Here is a 16743-nt window from a genome sequence, read left to right as displayed (position 1 = left end):
TTGTTTTTTTTTGTTTTTTTTTTTTTTTTTTTTTTTTTTAACACGAGGCACAGCCAGCGCTCCACACGCGTAAGCGCCGCGGGCAGGTAAGATGTGTATAAGCGCCAGCGGCCGAGCCCTCAGATGGGTTCACGGGGTGTCCTGCACCGTCCGGCCCCGGCTGCCCTCCCATCACCCCGCGAGCGCGGTGGGTTGGCTCTTTAAAGGCAAAAGCAGATGCAGTGCGGACCAAGGTCCGCACCCACCAAAGCAGAAGACACCACAGCAGCGGCGCGCTGCTTCCGAAGCCATGAACCCCCGCTTTTGACCCCGCTTTCGGGCGGTCCGGCCGCGCCCGCAGGAATTTGTCGGAGAGGGGGAGGGGCAGGCCGGGCAGGACCGTCCACGGCATGGATGCCGTGGCCGAGCCTACAGGGACGTACTTGCGGCGTGTCCTGCCCGGCCTGCCCCTTCCCCCTCTCGCTCAGCAGCAACGAGGCGCCGCAAGAACCCCCCGATGAACCGTCCTAACAGGACGACCCACCCCCCGGTCGGGTACGATGCTCGCCCCCCGTTCGGGACGCTGTACGCAATGAGCAAGAACAACGAAAAGGCCGCCCCGCAGGGCGACGTGACCCAGGACCAGGCCGAGGATGCCGTGCGCACCCTGCTGCGCTGGGCCGGTGAGGACCCGTCCCGTGAAGGCCTGCTGGATACCCCCCGCCGCGTCGCCGAAGCCTATGGCGACTGGTTCAGCGGTTACCGCGACGACCCGCGCGCCTACATGGAGCGGACCTTCGAGGAAGTGGCCGGCTACGACGAACTGATCGTCCTGCGCGACATCGAGTACGAAAGCCACTGCGAACACCACATGGCGCCGATCATCGGCCGCGTGCACGTCGGCTACCTGCCGGCCGGCAAGGTGGTGGGCATCAGCAAGCTGGCCCGTGTCGTCGAAGCCTACGCCCGCCGTTTCCAGGTGCAGGAGAAGATGACCGCGCAGATCGCCCAGTGCATCCAGGATGTGCTGCAGCCGATCGGTGTCGGCGTGGTCGTCGAAGGCGCCCACGAATGCATGACCACCCGCGGCATCCACAAGCGCGGCGTCAGCATGGTCACCTCCAAGATGCTGGGCAGCTTCCGCGACGACGCGCGTACCCGCGCCGAGTTCCTGCGCTTCATCGAAGTGGGCGGCAAGCGCTGAGCCGCTTGCCCGCATCCCGCCGGCCCCTGGTGGCCGGCATGCCCACGGCTGCCTGCACGGCCGCCGTGCGCGGCTGCTCGTCCCCGCCAGCCCTCATGACTCCTTTCGCTGCATGAAGCACCGCGAACGCATCTCCCGTTACCGCCATCTGCGCGAACAGCCCCAGTGGAAGCTGCTCGCCGCCGACCACGCTCCGGAAATCATCGGCCTGCTGCAGGGCCTGCTGATGGACGGCGAGCGCACGCTGTCGTCGTCGGTGCTCAACGAGCGCCTGCAACGCGCGCTGGACCAGCTCAACGGCGACGAACTGTCGCGCGACCTGCCGCGTACCGCGCAGGCCTATATCGCGCACTGGCTGGCCCAGGGTTGGCTCGAACGTCGCCTGCCCGAAGGTGCCGACCAGGAGCAGTACGAACTCTCGACCGCGGCACTGCAGGCGATCCGCTTCGCCGATGGCCTCGAGCAGGCCCGCGTGGCCGCCACCGAAAGCCGCCTGGCGCTGGTCATCGAACAGCTCTCGCAGCTGGCCGCGCAGACCGAGTCCGATCCGGACGCACGCCTGTCGGCACTGCGCGACGAGCGTGACCGCATCGACGCCGAGATCGCCCGCGTCGGTGCCGGCCGCGTGATCGCGCTGGATGGCAAGCGCGCGCTGGAACGTGCGCGCCAGATCATCGGCCTGGCCGACGAGCTGACCGAGGACTTCCGCCGCGTGCGCGACGACTTCGAGCAGCTCAACCGCGATTTCCGCGAACGCATCATCGACGACGAGGGCGAGCGTGGCGACGTGCTGTCGCAGCTGTTCGAAGGCGTCGACGTGATCGGCGAGAGCGATGCCGGGCGCAGCTTCCAGGCCTTCTGGCGGCTGCTCAACGACGCCGAGCAGAGCGCCCAGCTCGATGCCGCGCTGGAAGCGGTGCTGGCGCGTGGCTTTGCCCGCCGCCTGGACCGCAACGAGCGCAACTTCCTGCGCGGCTTCACCAGCACCATGCTCGAGCGCGGTGGCCAGGTACACGATGTGCTGCAGAACTTCGCGCGCAGCCTGCGCGGTTTCGTGCAGAGCCGTGGCTATCTGGAGCAGCGCCGCCTCAACCAGCTGCTGAAGCAGGCACAGTCCGAAGCGCTGGCCCTGCGCGACGAGTTCCCCGCGCAACGTGGCATCGGCCGTGACCTGCAGCTGACCACCAGCCGCCTGCGCTCATGGTCGCAGTGGAGGCTGCACGATCCGCGCAGCGCCCAGGTCGATGGCAACGTCGAGTACAACGATGCGGCCGCGATCAGCCTGGAAAGCGTAGGCGATCTGGTCGCTTCGTCCGAAATCGACTTCCGCACCCTGCGCCGCGACCTGCACGACCTGCTCGATGCACAGCCGCGGCTCAGCATCGCCCAGGCCCTGTCGCAGCGCGAGGCGCCGCAGGGTCTTGGCAGCGTCATCGGTTACCTGTCGCTGGGCACGCGCTTCGGCAACGTGATCGCCGGCGAGCAGGAGCTTGCTGAATGGCGTGGTGGCGACGGCCAGATCCGTCGCGCCCGCATCCCGCTGGTTTGGTTCACCCAGGAGAGACGCCATGAGCTGGCATGAAGATCCCATCGACGCAGCGCAGGCCGACGTGGCGGAAGACGCCTACGAAGCCGAACCGGTGGCGACCGTGGCGCAGCCCCGCCGTGGCAACGACGTGTACTACCTCGGCGACACCGGTCGCCTGCCGCTGGACGCGCGTCGCGCGCTGTGCCAGCTGCTGATCGGCCCCAGCATCGACCAGCTGCGCCACGCCAAGCTGTGGCCGGCACTGATCCGCAGCGAGGCGGCCATCCGCTCGTCACTGGCGGACCTGTTCCTGGAACTGGTGCTCGACCGTGACAGCGGCGTGGCCTTCACCCGCCAGGCCGATACCGAAGACGTGGATGCGCCGGTGCTGCTGCGCACCTCGCCGCTGACCTTCATCGACTCGGTGCTGCTGCTGTACCTGCGCCAGCAGCTGGCCGAGGCCGATGCGCGCGGCAACCGCGCGGTGGTCGCCGACGCCGAGATGGCCGAAGCGCTGGCCATCTACGAAAAGAACCTGTCCACCGACCGCGCCGGCTTCAACCGCCGCGTCGCTTCGGCGGTGCAGAAGATGAAGGACAACCACATCCTGACCCGCCTCAGCGGCCAGGAAGACCGCCACGAAGTCTCGCCGGCGCTGAAGCTGCTGTTCTCCGCCGAAGACGTGTCCCAGCTTTCGGCGGTCTACCGCCAGCTGCGCGAAACCCCGGCCGCCGAGGCCTGAGAGACCCGACCATCGCATGGCTATCTCCAAGCACACTCCCGCCCTGTTCAACGAAGGCCTGCCGGACCCGCGCCTGCAGCAGTTCCGCATGCGCCGCCTGCAGGTGCACAACTGGGGCACCTTCAACGGCCTGACCGAAGTCCCGATCGCCGAGCGCGGCTTCCTGTTCGTCGGCCGTTCCGGCTCGGGCAAGTCGACCCTGCTCGATGCCATGTCCGCGCTGCTGACGCCGCCGGCCATCGTCGACTTCAACGCCGCCGCGCGTGAAGCCGAGCGCAGTGGCCGCGACCGCAACCTGGTGTCCTACGTGCGTGGCGCATGGGCCGACCAGCAGGACAGCGGCACCGGCGAAATCGCCACCCAGTACCTGCGCAAGGGCGCGACCTGGACCGCACTGGTGCTGGAGTACCGCGCCGGCGATGGCCGCGTGGTCAGCCTGGTGCGCCTGCTGTGGATCTCCGGCAACGGCACCTCGGCCGGTGACGTGCGCAAGCACTACATGATCGCCGAGCGTCCGTTCGACATCGCCAAGGATCTCGGCGGCTTCGACCTGGACCTGCGCAAGCTCAAGCAGAAGCTGTCCGACCTGCACCACTTCGACGCTTTCTCCGGTTACGCCGAGCGCTTCCGCGACCTGCTCGGCATCGACAACGAGATGGCGCTGCGCCTGCTGCACAAGACGCAGTCGGCGAAGAACCTGGGCGACCTCAACGTCTTCCTGCGCGACTTCATGCTCGACACGCCGAAGACCTTCGACGCCGCCGAGCGCCTGGTCAGCGACTTCGCCGAGCTCGATGGTGCGCACCAGGCCGTGGTCACCGCCCGCCGCCAGGTGGAAACCCTGTTGCCGGCACGCGCCTACTACAACGACCTGAAGGAAATGCACCGCCAGCGAGGCGACGACGAAGCGCTGAAGCTCGGCGTCGACAGCTTCCGCGAAAGCCGCCGCCAGGCGCTGATCGAAGCGCGCCTGCGCGAGATGGATGTGCGTGACCGTGGCCTGCTTGGCGAAGAAGCCCAGCGCCGCGCCGCACTGGACAACCACACCGAGCGCCTGGCCGAACTGGAACTGCAGCGCCGCCAGCAGGGCGGTGAGCGCATCGAGGAACTGGAACGCGAGCAGGGCCGCGCCGAAGCCGAGCGCGACCGCCGCAAGGCCAAGCGTGACCAGGCCCAGGAAGCCGCACAGCAGCTGCAGGCCGAACTGCCCGACGATGCCCATGGCTTCGCCGAACTGGTCGAGCGTGCGCAGAACGAACTGCAGGACCGCCAGCGCGCCTCGGCGGCACTGGACGATGCGATCAGCGACCGCCTCGGCGGCAAGCGCGATGACGAGCGCCGCTTCGGTGAAGTGCGCAGCGAACTCGAAGCGATGCAGCGCACCCCCTCCAACATCCCGGCGCCGATGCAGAAGCTGCGCGCGCGCCTGGCCGAGGAAGCCGGCATCGCCGAAGCGGCGCTGCCGTTCGTCGGCGAGCTGATCCAGGTCCGCTCGGAAGAGCAGGGCTGGCAGGGCGCCATCGAGCGTGTGCTGGGTGGCTTCGCGCTGTCACTGCTGGTCGATGACAAGCATTACAACGACGTCGCCGAGTGGGTGAACCGTACCCACCTGGGCATGCGCTTCACCTACTACCGCGTGCGCCGCAACGACGATGCGTTCGCGCGCGAGCCGTCGGCGAAGTCGCTGCTGCACAAGCTGGAGCTACGCGAGCATGTGTTCGAAAGCTGGCTGCGCCGTGAGCTCGGCAAGCGCTTCGATTACGAGTGCGTGGATGCCAAGCAGCTGCGCAACGTCGACCGCGGCATCACCCGCGAAGGCCAGGTCAAGCATCCGGGCGACCGCTTCGAGAAGGACGACCGCAGTGCGGTGGGCGACCGCCGTCGCTGGATCCTCGGCTTCAACAACCACGACAAGGTGGGCGCCTTCGAGCGCGAAGCACAGGAACTGGCCAAGCGCATCGCCAGCTGCGAGACCGACATCGCGCGCCTGCGCGGCCAGCGTGATCGCGACAACGAACGCCGCCTGGCCTGCCATGAGCTGGTCAGCATCAGCTGGAACGAGATCGACATCGCCGCCCCGCAGCAGCGCCTGACCGATATCGAGGCCACCCTGCGCGACCTGCGCGAAGGCAATGCCGATCTCGCCAAGCTGGCCAAGCAGATCGACGCCGTGCGCGCCGACATCGAGCAGTCCCGCCGCACCTATGAAGACGTCCGCGTCGAGCGTGGCCAGCTGGTCAAGGAGCGCGATCGCCTGGACCGCGCACGCCAGCAGAGCCGTGCGCTGGTGCTGCCGAGCCTGGCCCAGGAGCAGGAAGCCGGTCTTTCCGAGCGCCTGCAGGAGCAGGGCCCGCTCAGCCTGGAAACGCTGGAAGCGCACATGCGCCAGGTCAGCAACGCGCTGAACGAGCAGCTGTCGTCCTCGCAGCAGGACCTCAACCGCATCGAGAACCAGCTGATCGGCTGCTTCCGTCGCTTCATCCAGCAATGGCCGGAGGAATCGGGCGACTTCACCGTGTCGGTGGCCTCGGCCGAGGACTTCCTCGCACGCCTCGAACGCCTGGAGCGCGATGGCCTGCCGCAGCATGAAGAGCGCTTCTTCGATCTGCTGCAGAACCAGAGCAAGAACAACCTGCTGGCCCTGCAGCGCCACAGCGCCGAGGCCCGCAAGTCGATCGGCCAGCGCCTGGATGAAGTGAACGCCAGCCTGGAACAGGTGCCGTTCAACCGCGGTACGTTGCTGACCATCGAACTGAACGACCGCCGCCTGCCGGAAGTCGGCGAGTTCCACCTGCAGCTGCGCGAAGTGCTGTCGCAGCAGCAGACCGAGCAGCGCGAGCTGGCCGAATCGCAGTTCACCGTGCTGCGCCAGCTGGTCAACCGCCTGGGCTCGCAGGAAGGCGAGGACAAGCGCTGGCGCGAGCTGGTGCTGGACGTGCGCATGCACGTGGAGTTCATCGGCGTCGAGCTGGATGCGGAAACGCGCCAGCAGGTCGAGATCTACCGCAGCGGCGCCGGCAAGTCCGGCGGCCAGCGCCAGAAGCTGGCCACCACCTGCCTGGCGGCCGCGCTGCGCTACCAGCTCGGCGGTGCCGACAGCCAGCTGCCCAGCTACGCCGCGGTTGTGCTCGACGAAGCCTTCGACAAGGCCGACAACGAGTTCACCGCACTGGCGATGAACATCTTCGACAACTTCGGCTTCCAGATGGTGGTTGCCACCCCGCTGAAGTCGGTGATGACGCTGGAACCGTTCATCGGCGGCGCCTGCTTCGTCGAAATCAGCGGCCGCCACGACTCCGGCGTGCTGCTGATCGAGTACGACGAAGAAGGCAAGCGCCTGAAGCTGCCCGAGCGTAGCCGCCAGCAGGCCAACGAACCGGAAGAAGCCGAGGCCTGACCTGGCCGATTGAATGGGAATGCCGGCCAGCGGCCGGCACTACCCATGGGCGGGGTTCATGACCCGGTAGTGCCGGCCGCTGGCCGGCAACGCTCATTCACGCACCGCGCAACGTATCCCACGCCATCCGCGCGATCAGCACCACCACCAGCCCCACGAACAGCTTGCGGATGAACGGCGTACCGCCCTTCAGCGCCAACCGCGTGCCCACCACCGAACCGATGATGTTGGCCGCCGCCATCGGCAGCGCAAACAGCCACAGGATGTTGCCGGTCGGCACGAAGAACGAGATCGCCGCCACATTGGTGGCCAGGTTCACCACCTTCGACGCCGCTGACGCGCGAAGGAAATCCAGCCCGAAGAAGCGCACGAACAGGAAGATCAGGAAGCTGCCGGTGCCCGGCCCGAAGAAGCCGTCGTAGAAACCGATTGCCGCACCGATCGCCAGCGCGATCACCAGCTCGCGGCGACCGATCTCCTGCGGACGGTGCAGCGCGCCGAAGTCCTTCTTCCACAGTGTGTAGGCCAGCATCGCGATCAGCAGCACCAGCACCAGCGGGCGCACCGCGTCCTTGGGCAGCAGGCTTACTGCAGTGGCCCCGGCGAAGGAGAAGATGAAGGCCGTGCCGGCCGCGAACAGTACCGGTTTCCACGGGAAGCGTACGTTGCGCGCATAGCGCCAGGCGGCCGCACCGGTACCGAACATCGAACTGAACTTGTTGGTACCAAACAGCATCGCTGGCGTCTGCTGCGGCAACACGGTGAACAGTCCCGGCAGCTGCACCAGGCCACCGCCACCCACGGCGGCATCCACAAGACCGGCGATGAAGGCGATCACCACCAGCCACCACAACTCGGGGGGAACCAGTTCCAGCACGGAGATCAATCAAGGTGGGGGCGCGACAGCATACGCCTGTCCTGTACCCGGCGACCCGTGCCGTGCGTGGATCAATCCGTGCAACCCGGCGACAATGCCGATATGAGCCGAAAACCCGCTGATCCCTGCCCCTGTGGCCTACCCGCCGACTATGCCGCCTGCTGCGGCCGCTTCCACGCCGGTGAAGCCGCGCCGGATGCCGAGCGCCTGATGCGTTCGCGCTACAGCGCCTATGTGCGGGGCCTGGCCGACTACCTGCGCCAGAGCTGGCACCTGGATACACGTCCGGCCGAGCTGTCGCTGGATGATGCGCCCGGCCAGCGTACGCATTGGCTGGGCCTGACCGTGCACGAGCACACCGTCACCGGCGCCGACAGCGCCGAGGTCCGGTTCACCGCGCGCTACCGGGTGGGCGGCGGCAGCGCGGTGAAGATGACCGAGCACAGCCGCTTTCTGCGCATCGACGGCCGCTGGTACTACCTCGACGCGGTCTGAGCATCAGCCACCGCGCACTGCCAGCACGTCCTGGCCGGCATGCGCGCGCACCTGGTTGCGGCCGCCGTCCTTGGCGACATACAGCGCCTGGTCGGCGGCCTTGACCACGGCCGCCGGCCGCGGACCGACGCGGGTGTCGGCCAGACCGATGCTCACCGTCACCTGCACTACCTGTCCGCTGCCGCCGCGCCCGCGCTGCTGGCGCCCGGCGTCATCGTCGCGGCTGCGGGTGCTGCGGTCACGCAGCTGCATGCGGGTGTCCTCGATGCTCTGCCGCAAGGCTTCCACGGTATCGATGCAGGCCATTGCCGGGCGGTCCAGGAACACCACCGCGAACTCCTCGCCGCCATAGCGGAACGCACGGCCACCATCTCCCACCCGCGCCAGCCGCGAGGCCACCAGGCGCAGCACGTCGTCGCCGGTGTCGTGGCCGTGGGTGTCGTTGAACGATTTGAAGTGGTCCACGTCCACCATCGCGATGCTGTAGGTGCCGCGTGCCCGCTGCAGGGTCTCGTTGAATGCGCGGCGCCCGGGCAGGCCGGTCAGCTCATCGCGGAAGGCCATGTGGAACGACTCCTGCAGCATCGCACCCAGCATCAGCAACAGGGCGGCGCTGCTCAGCGCCGGCAGCAGCACCGGCTGCAGGAATACCCGTGGCAGCATCCACCACAGGCACAGCAGGGCCAGCAGCATTGCCGTGTGCAGCGGCCGCGGATGCCGCCATGCCTGCCAGCCCAGTGCCGCCGTGGCCAGCAGGAACAGCAGCGCCGGCAGCTGCGCCAGTGCGTTCCAGTCGGCCGGGATCCACGCCCAGTGACGGTTCGACAGTAGATCGTGCATGCCGCGCGGCTGCTGCGTGGCCAGCAGCAGGAAGATCAGCAGTGCCGTACCGCTGGCGACGGAGCGCAACAGCAGGTCGTGTCTGCGCCGCCCACGCTCCGGCCACAACGACAGGCCGGCGAACAGCAATGGCAGCCACGCCGAGATGGCATGGAAGCGCAGCGGTGTCAGCGCGCCGACATGGCCATTGCGCAGGTAGCCGCCGACATCCTGGTGCAGCAGCGCGAACATGACTGCCACCACCAGCAGCAGGCACAGCGAACGTACCTGGTGGTAGAGCAGGGCAAGGCCGGCGCCGAGGCAGGCCAGCAGCCAGGGCAGGATGCGCTGCGCCGGGCTGGCCACATCTGCGGTATCCAATGCGGTCCATACCACCACGGCAACCAGCAGGGCGGGCAGCACGAACAGGTAGTGCGCAGGCTGGCGGAGCGGATGCAGGGGCAAGCAGGAATTCCAGCGCGGTGACGACGCGGCCGCAGCATTGCCGTTAGCGGCGTTCGGGGCGGCTTCTTGAATGCGGCAGGCTCATCCATGTGAACGAAGTGACGCCGAACCATGACATCGCACTCACCATCCAGCGCCGATGCTGACCCCATGGACAGCGTACCCGCCGCCGTCGCTGCCCCGCAGCACGATCTCGCCCACCAGTTCGCACGCGTGCGCGCGCGCAGCATGCAACTGGCCTCGCCGCTCAGCGCCGAGGACGCCATGTTGCAGAGCATGGCCGACGCCAGCCCGAGCAAATGGCACCTGGCCCACACCACCTGGTTCTTCGAACGCTTCGTGCTGGCGGGCTTCGCTGCTGCATCGGCGCATGATCCGGCCTGGGATTACCTGTTCAACAGCTACTACAAGAGCATCGGGCCGGCGCACGCCCGGCCGCAGCGTGGGCTGCTGTCGCGGCCATCGCTGCAGCAGGTGCGCGACTACCGCCAGCAGGTCGATGCACAGGTGCAATCGCGGCTGGCGGCAGGCGACCTTGATGAGCAGGCGCTGCAGCACCTGCAGCTGGGCCTGCAGCACGAACAGCAGCACCAGGAGCTGCTGCTCACCGACATCAAGCATGCATTCTGGTGCAACCCGTTGCAGCCCGCCTACCGCGAGGACCTGCAGCCGGCCACCAGCGCTGCCAGTGCGCAGGGCTGGATCGAATCACCCGAGCGCATCGTCACCATCGGCGCCGCAGCCTGGCCGCAGCACACCGCCTTCGCCTACGACAACGAATCGCCAGCGCATCGCGTGCTGCTCCCCGCGCACGCACTGGCCGAGCGCCCCGTCAGCAATGCCGAGTACCGTGCCTTCATCGATGCCGGCGGCTACCGCGAGCCGCGCTGGTGGCTCAGTGAAGGCTGGGCAGTGCGTGAAGCCGAGGACTGGCGGCATCCGTTGTACTGGGATGACACCCTGCAGCGCGAGTACACCCTGGGCGGTTGGCGCGAGCTGGACCCGCATGCGCCGGTCTGCCACCTCAGCTACTATGAGGCCGATGCCTGCGCCCGCTGGGCGGGTGCGCGCCTGCCCAGCGAGTTCGAGTGGGAAGCCGCTGCCGCGTCGCGGCCGCTGCGGGGCCATTTCGCTGATGACGATCGGCTGCACCCGCAGGCAGCGCAGGGCAGTGGACTGCGTCAGCTGTTCGGCGATGTATGGGAATGGACCCACAGCGCGTATGGCGCCTACCCGGGCTTCCGCCCTTTCGCCGGCAACCTCGGTGAATACAACGGCAAGTTCATGTGCGGGCAGTGGGTGTTGCGCGGTGGCAGCTGCGTGACGCCCCGCGGCCATGTGCGCGCCAGCTACCGCAACTTCTTCATGCCCCCGGCGCGCTGGCAGTTCTCCGGGCTGCGCCTGGCCAGGGACCCCGCATGAGTACGGTGCAGGACGCGCTGCACGCATTGACCGATCTCACCCCCGGGCGCCAGCAGATCCTGGCTGACGTGGTGGCCGGGTTGTCGCGCACGCCGCGCCAGCTGCCGTCCAAGTATTTCTACGATGCGCGCGGCTCGCGCCTGTTCGAGCAGATCACGCAGACCCCCGAGTACTACCCCACGCGCACGGAGCTGGCCCTGCTGGCGCGTGTGCTGCCGGATATCGCCCGCACCGTTGGCCCGCGCCTGCACGTGGTGGAGCTGGGCAGCGGCAGCGGACGCAAGACCGCGCTGCTGCTGGCCGCCCTGCGCGACCCGGTGGCCTACACGCCCATTGAAATCTCGCGTGCCGCGCTGCTGTCCAGCATCGACCATCTGGCACCGGCACTGCCCCAGGTGGAGATGCTGCCGGTCTGTGCCGACTTCACCCGCCCCGTCGCCGTGCCCATGCCCGAACGCGAACCCGCGCGACGGCTGCTGTTCTTTCCCGGTTCCACGCTGGGCAACTTTGAAGGCGAAGACGCGGTCGCACTGCTGCGGGCGATGCGCCAGACGATGGGCCGCGACGGCCTGGCCCTGGTCGGCATCGATCTGCACAAGGACCCGGCACTGATCGAAGCGGCCTACAACGACGCGCAGGGCGTCACCGCCGCATTCACCCTCAACCTGCTGGCCCGGCTCAACCGCGAGATCGGCAGCGACTTCGACCTCGACGGCTTCCGCCACCGTGCCCGCTACAGCACTGCGCGGCTGCGCATCGAAACCGATCTGGTCAGCCGCGGGCCGCAGGATGTGCATCTGGACAGTCGCACCTTTCACTTTGCCGCCGACGAACCGATTCGCGTGGAGTACAGCCACAAGTACACCGACGACAGCTTCGAGGCGCTGCTGCAGGAGGCGGGACTGCAGGTCACGCAGCGCTGGAATGCCGACAGTCCCGCCTACGGCCTGCGCCTGCTGCGTGCCATCTAGGGTGGACGGCCAGCCGGTACCCCTTCAGGTTCAGCAGCACCGCTACCCCTAAGATGGCCGTGCAACGGCAACACGGAGGACGCCATGCCCATTCTGACCACGCTCGGCCTGGCGGCCGCTCTCGCCTCGCCCCCCGCGCTGCCTGCAGCACCGGATGCCAGCGTCGATCCGGCCTTCAGCCGCTGCCTGTCGGGCCTGCAGGCCACGGCCGCCAGCCAGGGCATCAGCGCCGACCGCTTCAATGAGATCACCGCCGGGCTCATCCCGGACCCCAGCGTGCTCGGCCTGCTCGATGCGCAGCCGGAATTCACCACGCCGATCTGGGACTACCTGGCCGCGCTGGTCGATCGCCAGCGCGTGGCCGATGGTCGTGCCATGCTGCAGCAGCACCGCGACCTGCTCGATCGGGTGTCGGTGCAGTACGGCGTCGATCCGGCCACCATCGTCGCGGTCTGGGGCGTGGAGAGCGACTACGGCCGCGTGTTCGGCAAGCGCCCATTGCTGCAGTCACTGGCCACGCTGTCCTGTGCCGGCCGTCGCCAACCCTTCTTCCGTGGTGAACTGCTGGCGCTGCTCAAGCTGATCGACCGCGGGGACCTGCAGGCACAGGGGCTCACCGGTTCCTGGGCCGGTGCCTTCGGGCATACGCAGTTCATGCCCAGCACCTATGCACGCATCGCCGTGGACGGTGATGGCGATGGCCGCCGTGATCTGGTCGGCAGCATTCCCGATGCGCTGGCGTCCACTGCCAACTACCTCAAGCGCGCCGGCTGGCGCAGCGGAGAGCCGTGGGGCATGGAAGTCCGCGTTCCTGCGGGCTTCAACGCCAGCCAGGCCGGGCGCACCCAGCGTCGCGCCTTGGCCGACTGGCGTGCGCAGGGCGTGACCGCGCTGGATGGCAGCGCGTTGGCTCCGGCCAACCTGCCGGCGGATGCGCGCGCCGCCCTGCTGCTGCCGGCCGGCAACAAGGGCCCGGCATTGCTGGTGTTCCGCAACTACGACGCGATCTACAGCTACAACGCCGCCGAAAGCTATGCGCTGGCGATCGCGACGCTGGCCGACCAGCTGCGTGGCGGCAACGGGTTGGCCACCGCCTGGCCGACCGATGACCCGGGCCTGGGCCGCGATGAGCGCCGCCAGCTGCAGACCCTGCTGCTGGCCCGTGGTCACGACATTGGTGCCGCCGACGGCATGATCGGTACCGCCACGCGTCGCGCGATCCAGACCGAGCAGCAGCGCCTGGGCTGGAGCGAGGTGGACGGCCGCGCCGGCCAGCGCATCCTGCGCACGCTGCAGGAAGAGGCGGCCGCCATCGCACCCGCTGGGCAGAAGGCCTTGCCGGCGGCACGTTGACCGCGACATCATCGCCGCGGTCTTCAAGGAGCGTCATCGCATGCAGTCGAATCCGGACATCAGCACCGGCCTGTATCACGGCCTGGAGGCCTGGCAGGTGCGAACCGCCAACGCCACGGCGGTCGTGAGTGTGTTTGGTGGCCAGCTGCTGTCGTTCATTCCCGATGGGCAGCCCGATCTGCTGTGGCTTTCGCCCACGCGCGCCGAGCTGCCTACGCCCATCCGCGGTGGCGTCCCGGTGTGCTGGCCGTGGTTCGGTCGCCAGGGCCAGAGTGCCGATGTACCGGCGCATGGCCTGGTACGTACCGCGCGCTGGGAGCTTCTGCAGGCCAGCCAGAGCGATGATGGCGAGGTCGAGCTGCAGTTGGCGCCTGCGCCCAGCGCCGATCCCGGCCTGCGCCTGCAGATGCAGTTGCGCATCGGCCGCCAGCTGCGCCAGCAGCTGGTCACCGAGAACACCGGAACCTCGCCGGTGACCTTCACCCAGGCCCTGCACAGCTATTTCCGGGTGGGCGATGCCAAGCGGGTCGAGGTCGAGGGCCTTGATGGCCTGCAGTACCTGGACAAGTACGAGGACTATGCGCAGCTGCGCCTGCAACAGGGACCATGGTCATTGCGCGATCCGCGTGATCCCGGTCGCAGCGATCGCATCTATTCCGGTGCCGGCGGCCATTACGTGCTGCATGATCCCGTACTGCAGCGGCGGATCGAGATCCGCAGCGAAGGCAGCCAGACGCTGGTGGCCTGGAATCCAGGGGCCGAGGCGGCAGCCAGGATGGCCGATGTCGGCGAGGGCTGGCGCGATTACGTATGCCTGGAAGTGGCCAACGCAGGCCCGGAGCAGATTACGCTTGCGCCGGGTGCGCGCCATCAGCTGGTGCAGACCCTGGGCAGTACCGCGCTGTAGGCGCTGGCAGCGATTTCAGTTTGTCGATACAGGTAGCAAGGACGGAAAACATGCAGGAAGCACAATGGTGGTACGCCAATGGCAGGCAGAGCAGTGGGCCGGTGGATCTGGCCGGCCTTCGCCAGCTGCAGCGGGAAGGGACGGTCACGGCGCGCACCCTGCTCTGGTGCGAAAACATGCCCTCATGGCGGCCGTTGGCGGAACTGGAGCAGGATTCCACCCCCGTCGAGGTGGCTCCGATCCTGGATATCGACGCAGCCCCTGCGGTTGAGGGCGTCGCGCCGAGTGTCGGCGATCCGTCCGATCCCTATCGTGCGCCGGTCGCTGCACCGGATAGGGCTGCGGCTGCCGGGCTGGAGGGCGAGATGGCCTTGTACGCCAGCGTGGTCGGCGGCAACTTCCCGATCTATCGCCAGCGCTGGCGGCTGGATCAGGGCATTGCCACGGGCAGTGGCACCTGGCATTGGCCGGCATTCCTGCTCGGCCTGATCTGGATGATGTACCGCAAGATGTACCGCCTGGCGGCGATGTGGGCTGGCCTGCTGCTGCTGATCAGCGTGGTGGAGACCTTGCTGGATGTGCCGGATGGCCTGTCGCTGGTCATCACCTTCGCGCTCAGCATCACCACCGGCATCTTTGGCAACAGCTGGTACCTGGCACACTGCCAGCGCCTGATCGCCCAGGCCCGTGCCGTCACCGGCGGCGATGACGCACGGCTGCGCAGCGAGCTGACCGCGCGCGGCGGCACCAGCGTGGTCGCCACACTGATCGCCATCGTCATCGCGTTGGTGCTGAGCACCGTCGGCGCCGCGCTGGTGGGGTAGGGCAGGTCAGGGGCCCTGACGGGGCCGCAGCACCAGCAGGCACAGGGCACCGGCCACCAGGCCCCAGAACGCCGAGCCGATGCCGGCCAGTGAGACGCCCGAGGCGGTGACCAGGAAGGTGACCAGTGCCGCCTCGCGGTCCCGCTCTACCGCCAGCGCACTGGCCAGGCTGTTGGCGATGGTGCCGAACAGCGCGATACCGGCCACGCAGGCCACCAGCTCCTTGGGGAAGGCGGCGAACAGTGCGGCCACGGTGGCGCCGAACAGTCCGATGACGATGTAGAAGGCACCTGCCGCCATGGCGGCGGTATAGCGTCGTGCCGGGTCCTCATGTGCATCACGGCCCATGCAGATCGCGGCGGTGATTGCCGCCAGGTTCAGCGCGTACGCACCGAACGGCGCCAGTAGTGTATTGACCACACCGATCCAGCCGATCAGCGGCGACACCGGGGCGTCGTAGCCGGATGCCCGCATCACCGCCACGCCCGGAATGTTCTGCGAGGCCATGGTGACCACGAACAGGGGCAGGGCGATGCCGGCCACCGCAGTCCAGGACAAGGATGGGGTCACCCATTGCGGTACCGCCAGTTGCAGCTGCACCTGCTGTGCGTGCAGCAGGCCACGGCTGGCCGCGACCGCGATGCCGACCAGCAGGGTGGCGATGACCGCATAGCGCGGGAACAGGCGGCGTCCCGCCAGCCAGGTGGCGAACATGGCCAGCGCCAGTACCAGTTGGGTGTTCATGGCCACGAACACGTCCAGACCGAAGCGCAGCAGCACCCCGGCCAGCATGCCGGCGGCCAGCGCCATCGGCACCCGCTGCATCAATCGGGCGAAGATGCCGGAGAAGCCTGCCAGCATGCCCAGCACCGCGGCGAGCAGGAATGCACCGGTGGCTTCAGCGAGCGAGGCGCCACCGGCACCGACCACCAGCATCGCCGCGCCGGGTGTCGACCACGCGGTCACCACTGGCACGCGATAGCGCAGCGACAGCCCGATGCAGGTCACACCCATGCCCAGACCCAGTGCCCACATCCATGAGGCGATCTGTGCCTGGTTGGCACCGACGGCTTGCGCAGCCTGGAACACGATGACGGCCGAACTGGCGAAGCCGACCAGCACAGTAATGAAGCCGGCTACGAGGGCCGGTACTGAAAGGTCGCGCCACCACGCTTGCCGCACCTGCATGTTCATTGCCGTCTCTCCACTGTGCATCCGTGCATTGATAGCCCTTGTGGCGTTGACCGCGCAACGCGCGGTCAACGCCACAGGGATCTTCGAGCGTACGCCATGCATGATGTTGCGTTGGTTCTGTCATCACCCTGCAAAAAAATGCTTGACGAAATCTGCAGGAGCTCTAGAATTCGCTCCCTTGCTGCAGCGCACCGCTTCTTCGGAAACGGCACGCAAACAGCAACGCCACCACCGACGAACGAGATGATCGAACGAAGGTGTTGACGGACTCGAAAAGTCCGGCATAATAGGCGGCTCGCAACGACGAAAGACCTTCGGGTCCAACGACGAAGCAGCATCGGCAACAACGTCCACCCCGGTGAGACGGCCTTGAAAAAAGGTGTTGACGAAGCGGAAAAGCCGGCTATAATGGGCGGCTCGCTACGAAGGAAACTTCGCAGCACACGGGAGCGGCGCTGAGGCCACTTCCCAGGATCTTTGAAAGTATGCGCAGGTATCTTGTGAAGGCGCCTGCAGGAAGGATGATTGTCCATCTTGCAGACGTTTGATCAAGCAACTATTAATTG

The 16743-nt window shown here is 67.6% G+C and carries 13 protein-coding genes; 10 read left to right on the top strand and 3 right to left on the bottom strand.

Annotation, left to right across the window (positions count from 1 at the left end; translation table 11 throughout):
• Window positions 1-571: 571 nt before the first annotated feature.
• The 4 genes from folE (at window position 572) to EKL94_RS20045 (ending at window position 6850) form a co-directional block, all read left to right on the top strand.
• Entirely contained in the window at window positions 572-1183 is a 612-nt protein-coding gene (folE, locus tag EKL94_RS20060) for a GTP cyclohydrolase I FolE (protein WP_004141296.1), read from the top strand.
• Window positions 1184-1295: 112 nt separating this feature from the next.
• The gene (locus EKL94_RS20055; RefSeq protein WP_032130217.1) at window positions 1296-2765 is read left to right on the top strand and encodes a DUF3375 domain-containing protein; all 1470 of its coding nucleotides are present in this window, start codon (window positions 1296-1298) and stop codon (window positions 2763-2765) included.
• Window positions 2752-3453 carry a DUF4194 domain-containing protein gene (locus EKL94_RS20050; RefSeq protein WP_046985162.1) on the top strand — a complete coding sequence of 234 codons (702 nt, stop codon included), beginning with the start codon at window positions 2752-2754 and terminating at the stop codon, window positions 3451-3453. The genes EKL94_RS20055 and EKL94_RS20050 overlap by 14 nt, the downstream gene beginning before the upstream one ends.
• Before the next feature lie 16 nt (window positions 3454-3469).
• On the top strand, window positions 3470-6850 hold the full coding sequence (locus EKL94_RS20045) for an ATP-binding protein (protein WP_126930399.1): 3381 nt from the start codon (window positions 3470-3472) through the stop codon (window positions 6848-6850).
• Window positions 6851-6947: 97 nt separating this feature from the next.
• Here EKL94_RS20045 and EKL94_RS20040 read toward each other — a convergent pair whose 3' ends face one another.
• Complete coding sequence (locus EKL94_RS20040; RefSeq protein WP_032130226.1) at window positions 6948-7727, bottom strand: sulfite exporter TauE/SafE family protein; 780 nt, start codon at window positions 7725-7727, stop codon at window positions 6948-6950.
• Between the two features lie 102 nt (window positions 7728-7829).
• Between EKL94_RS20040 and EKL94_RS20035 the strand changes: the two genes are divergently transcribed.
• On the top strand, window positions 7830-8222 hold the full coding sequence (locus EKL94_RS20035; protein ID WP_126930398.1) for a YchJ family protein: 393 nt from the start codon (window positions 7830-7832) through the stop codon (window positions 8220-8222).
• Window positions 8223-8225: 3 nt separating this feature from the next.
• Here the strand turns inward: EKL94_RS20035 and EKL94_RS20030 are convergent, their stop codons facing one another.
• Window positions 8226-9506 carry a GGDEF domain-containing protein gene (locus EKL94_RS20030; protein ID WP_126930397.1) on the bottom strand — a complete coding sequence of 427 codons (1281 nt, stop codon included), beginning with the start codon at window positions 9504-9506 and terminating at the stop codon, window positions 8226-8228.
• Between the two features lie 150 nt (window positions 9507-9656).
• Between EKL94_RS20030 and egtB the strand changes: the two genes are divergently transcribed.
• The 5 genes from egtB to EKL94_RS20005 all read left to right on the top strand — a co-directional run bounded on the left by egtB (window position 9657) and on the right by EKL94_RS20005 (window position 14983).
• Window positions 9657-10928: an ergothioneine biosynthesis protein EgtB gene (gene egtB, locus EKL94_RS20025; protein ID WP_126930396.1), complete on the top strand. Its 1272-nt coding sequence runs from the start codon at window positions 9657-9659 to the stop codon at window positions 10926-10928.
• The gene (egtD, locus tag EKL94_RS20020) at window positions 10925-11899 is read left to right on the top strand and encodes an L-histidine N(alpha)-methyltransferase (RefSeq protein ID WP_126930395.1); all 975 of its coding nucleotides are present in this window, start codon (window positions 10925-10927) and stop codon (window positions 11897-11899) included. Before egtB ends, egtD begins: the two co-directional genes overlap by 4 nt.
• An 84-nt stretch (window positions 11900-11983) precedes the next feature.
• Window positions 11984-13252, top strand: coding sequence for a lytic murein transglycosylase (locus EKL94_RS20015; RefSeq protein ID WP_126930394.1), 1269 nt, complete (start codon window positions 11984-11986; stop codon window positions 13250-13252).
• A 40-nt stretch (window positions 13253-13292) separates the two neighbouring features.
• Window positions 13293-14159 carry a D-hexose-6-phosphate mutarotase gene (locus tag EKL94_RS20010; protein ID WP_126930393.1) on the top strand — a complete coding sequence of 289 codons (867 nt, stop codon included), beginning with the start codon at window positions 13293-13295 and terminating at the stop codon, window positions 14157-14159.
• Window positions 14160-14209: 50 nt separating this feature from the next.
• Window positions 14210-14983, top strand: a complete 774-nt coding sequence (locus EKL94_RS20005; protein WP_126930392.1) for a DUF2628 domain-containing protein — start codon at window positions 14210-14212, stop codon at window positions 14981-14983.
• A 6-nt stretch (window positions 14984-14989) separates the two neighbouring features.
• On the opposite strand, the gene EKL94_RS20000 is transcribed toward EKL94_RS20005, so the two are convergent.
• A complete protein-coding gene (locus EKL94_RS20000; RefSeq protein WP_126930391.1) occupies window positions 14990-16177 on the bottom strand; it encodes a benzoate/H(+) symporter BenE family transporter in 1188 nt (395 codons plus the stop codon).
• Window positions 16178-16743 lie beyond the last annotated feature (566 nt).

Origin of the sequence: Stenotrophomonas maltophilia (assembly GCF_003970865.1) — a bacterium.
Taxonomy (GTDB): Bacteria; Pseudomonadota; Gammaproteobacteria; order Xanthomonadales; family Xanthomonadaceae; genus Stenotrophomonas; species Stenotrophomonas maltophilia_AR.
The sequence above is the reverse complement of the archived record's forward strand: the minus strand, read 5'-3'. Positions and strand labels throughout refer to the sequence as shown.

Coding starts and splice junctions, on each gene's coding strand:
- folE (WP_004141296.1), top strand. CDS start 572: ATGAGCAAGAACAACGAAAAGGCCGCCCCGCAGGGCGACGTGACCCAG.
- EKL94_RS20055 (WP_032130217.1), top strand. CDS start 1,296: ATGAAGCACCGCGAACGCATCTCCCGTTACCGCCATCTGCGCGAACAG.
- EKL94_RS20050 (WP_046985162.1), top strand. CDS start 2,752: ATGAGCTGGCATGAAGATCCCATCGACGCAGCGCAGGCCGACGTGGCG.
- EKL94_RS20045 (WP_126930399.1), top strand. CDS start 3,470: ATGGCTATCTCCAAGCACACTCCCGCCCTGTTCAACGAAGGCCTGCCG.
- EKL94_RS20035 (WP_126930398.1), top strand. CDS start 7,830: ATGAGCCGAAAACCCGCTGATCCCTGCCCCTGTGGCCTACCCGCCGAC.
- egtB (WP_126930396.1), top strand. CDS start 9,657: ATGGACAGCGTACCCGCCGCCGTCGCTGCCCCGCAGCACGATCTCGCC.
- egtD (WP_126930395.1), top strand. CDS start 10,925: ATGAGTACGGTGCAGGACGCGCTGCACGCATTGACCGATCTCACCCCC.
- EKL94_RS20015 (WP_126930394.1), top strand. CDS start 11,984: ATGCCCATTCTGACCACGCTCGGCCTGGCGGCCGCTCTCGCCTCGCCC.
- EKL94_RS20010 (WP_126930393.1), top strand. CDS start 13,293: ATGCAGTCGAATCCGGACATCAGCACCGGCCTGTATCACGGCCTGGAG.
- EKL94_RS20005 (WP_126930392.1), top strand. CDS start 14,210: ATGCAGGAAGCACAATGGTGGTACGCCAATGGCAGGCAGAGCAGTGGG.
- EKL94_RS20000 (WP_126930391.1), bottom strand. CDS start 16,177: ATGAACATGCAGGTGCGGCAAGCGTGGTGGCGCGACCTTTCAGTACCG.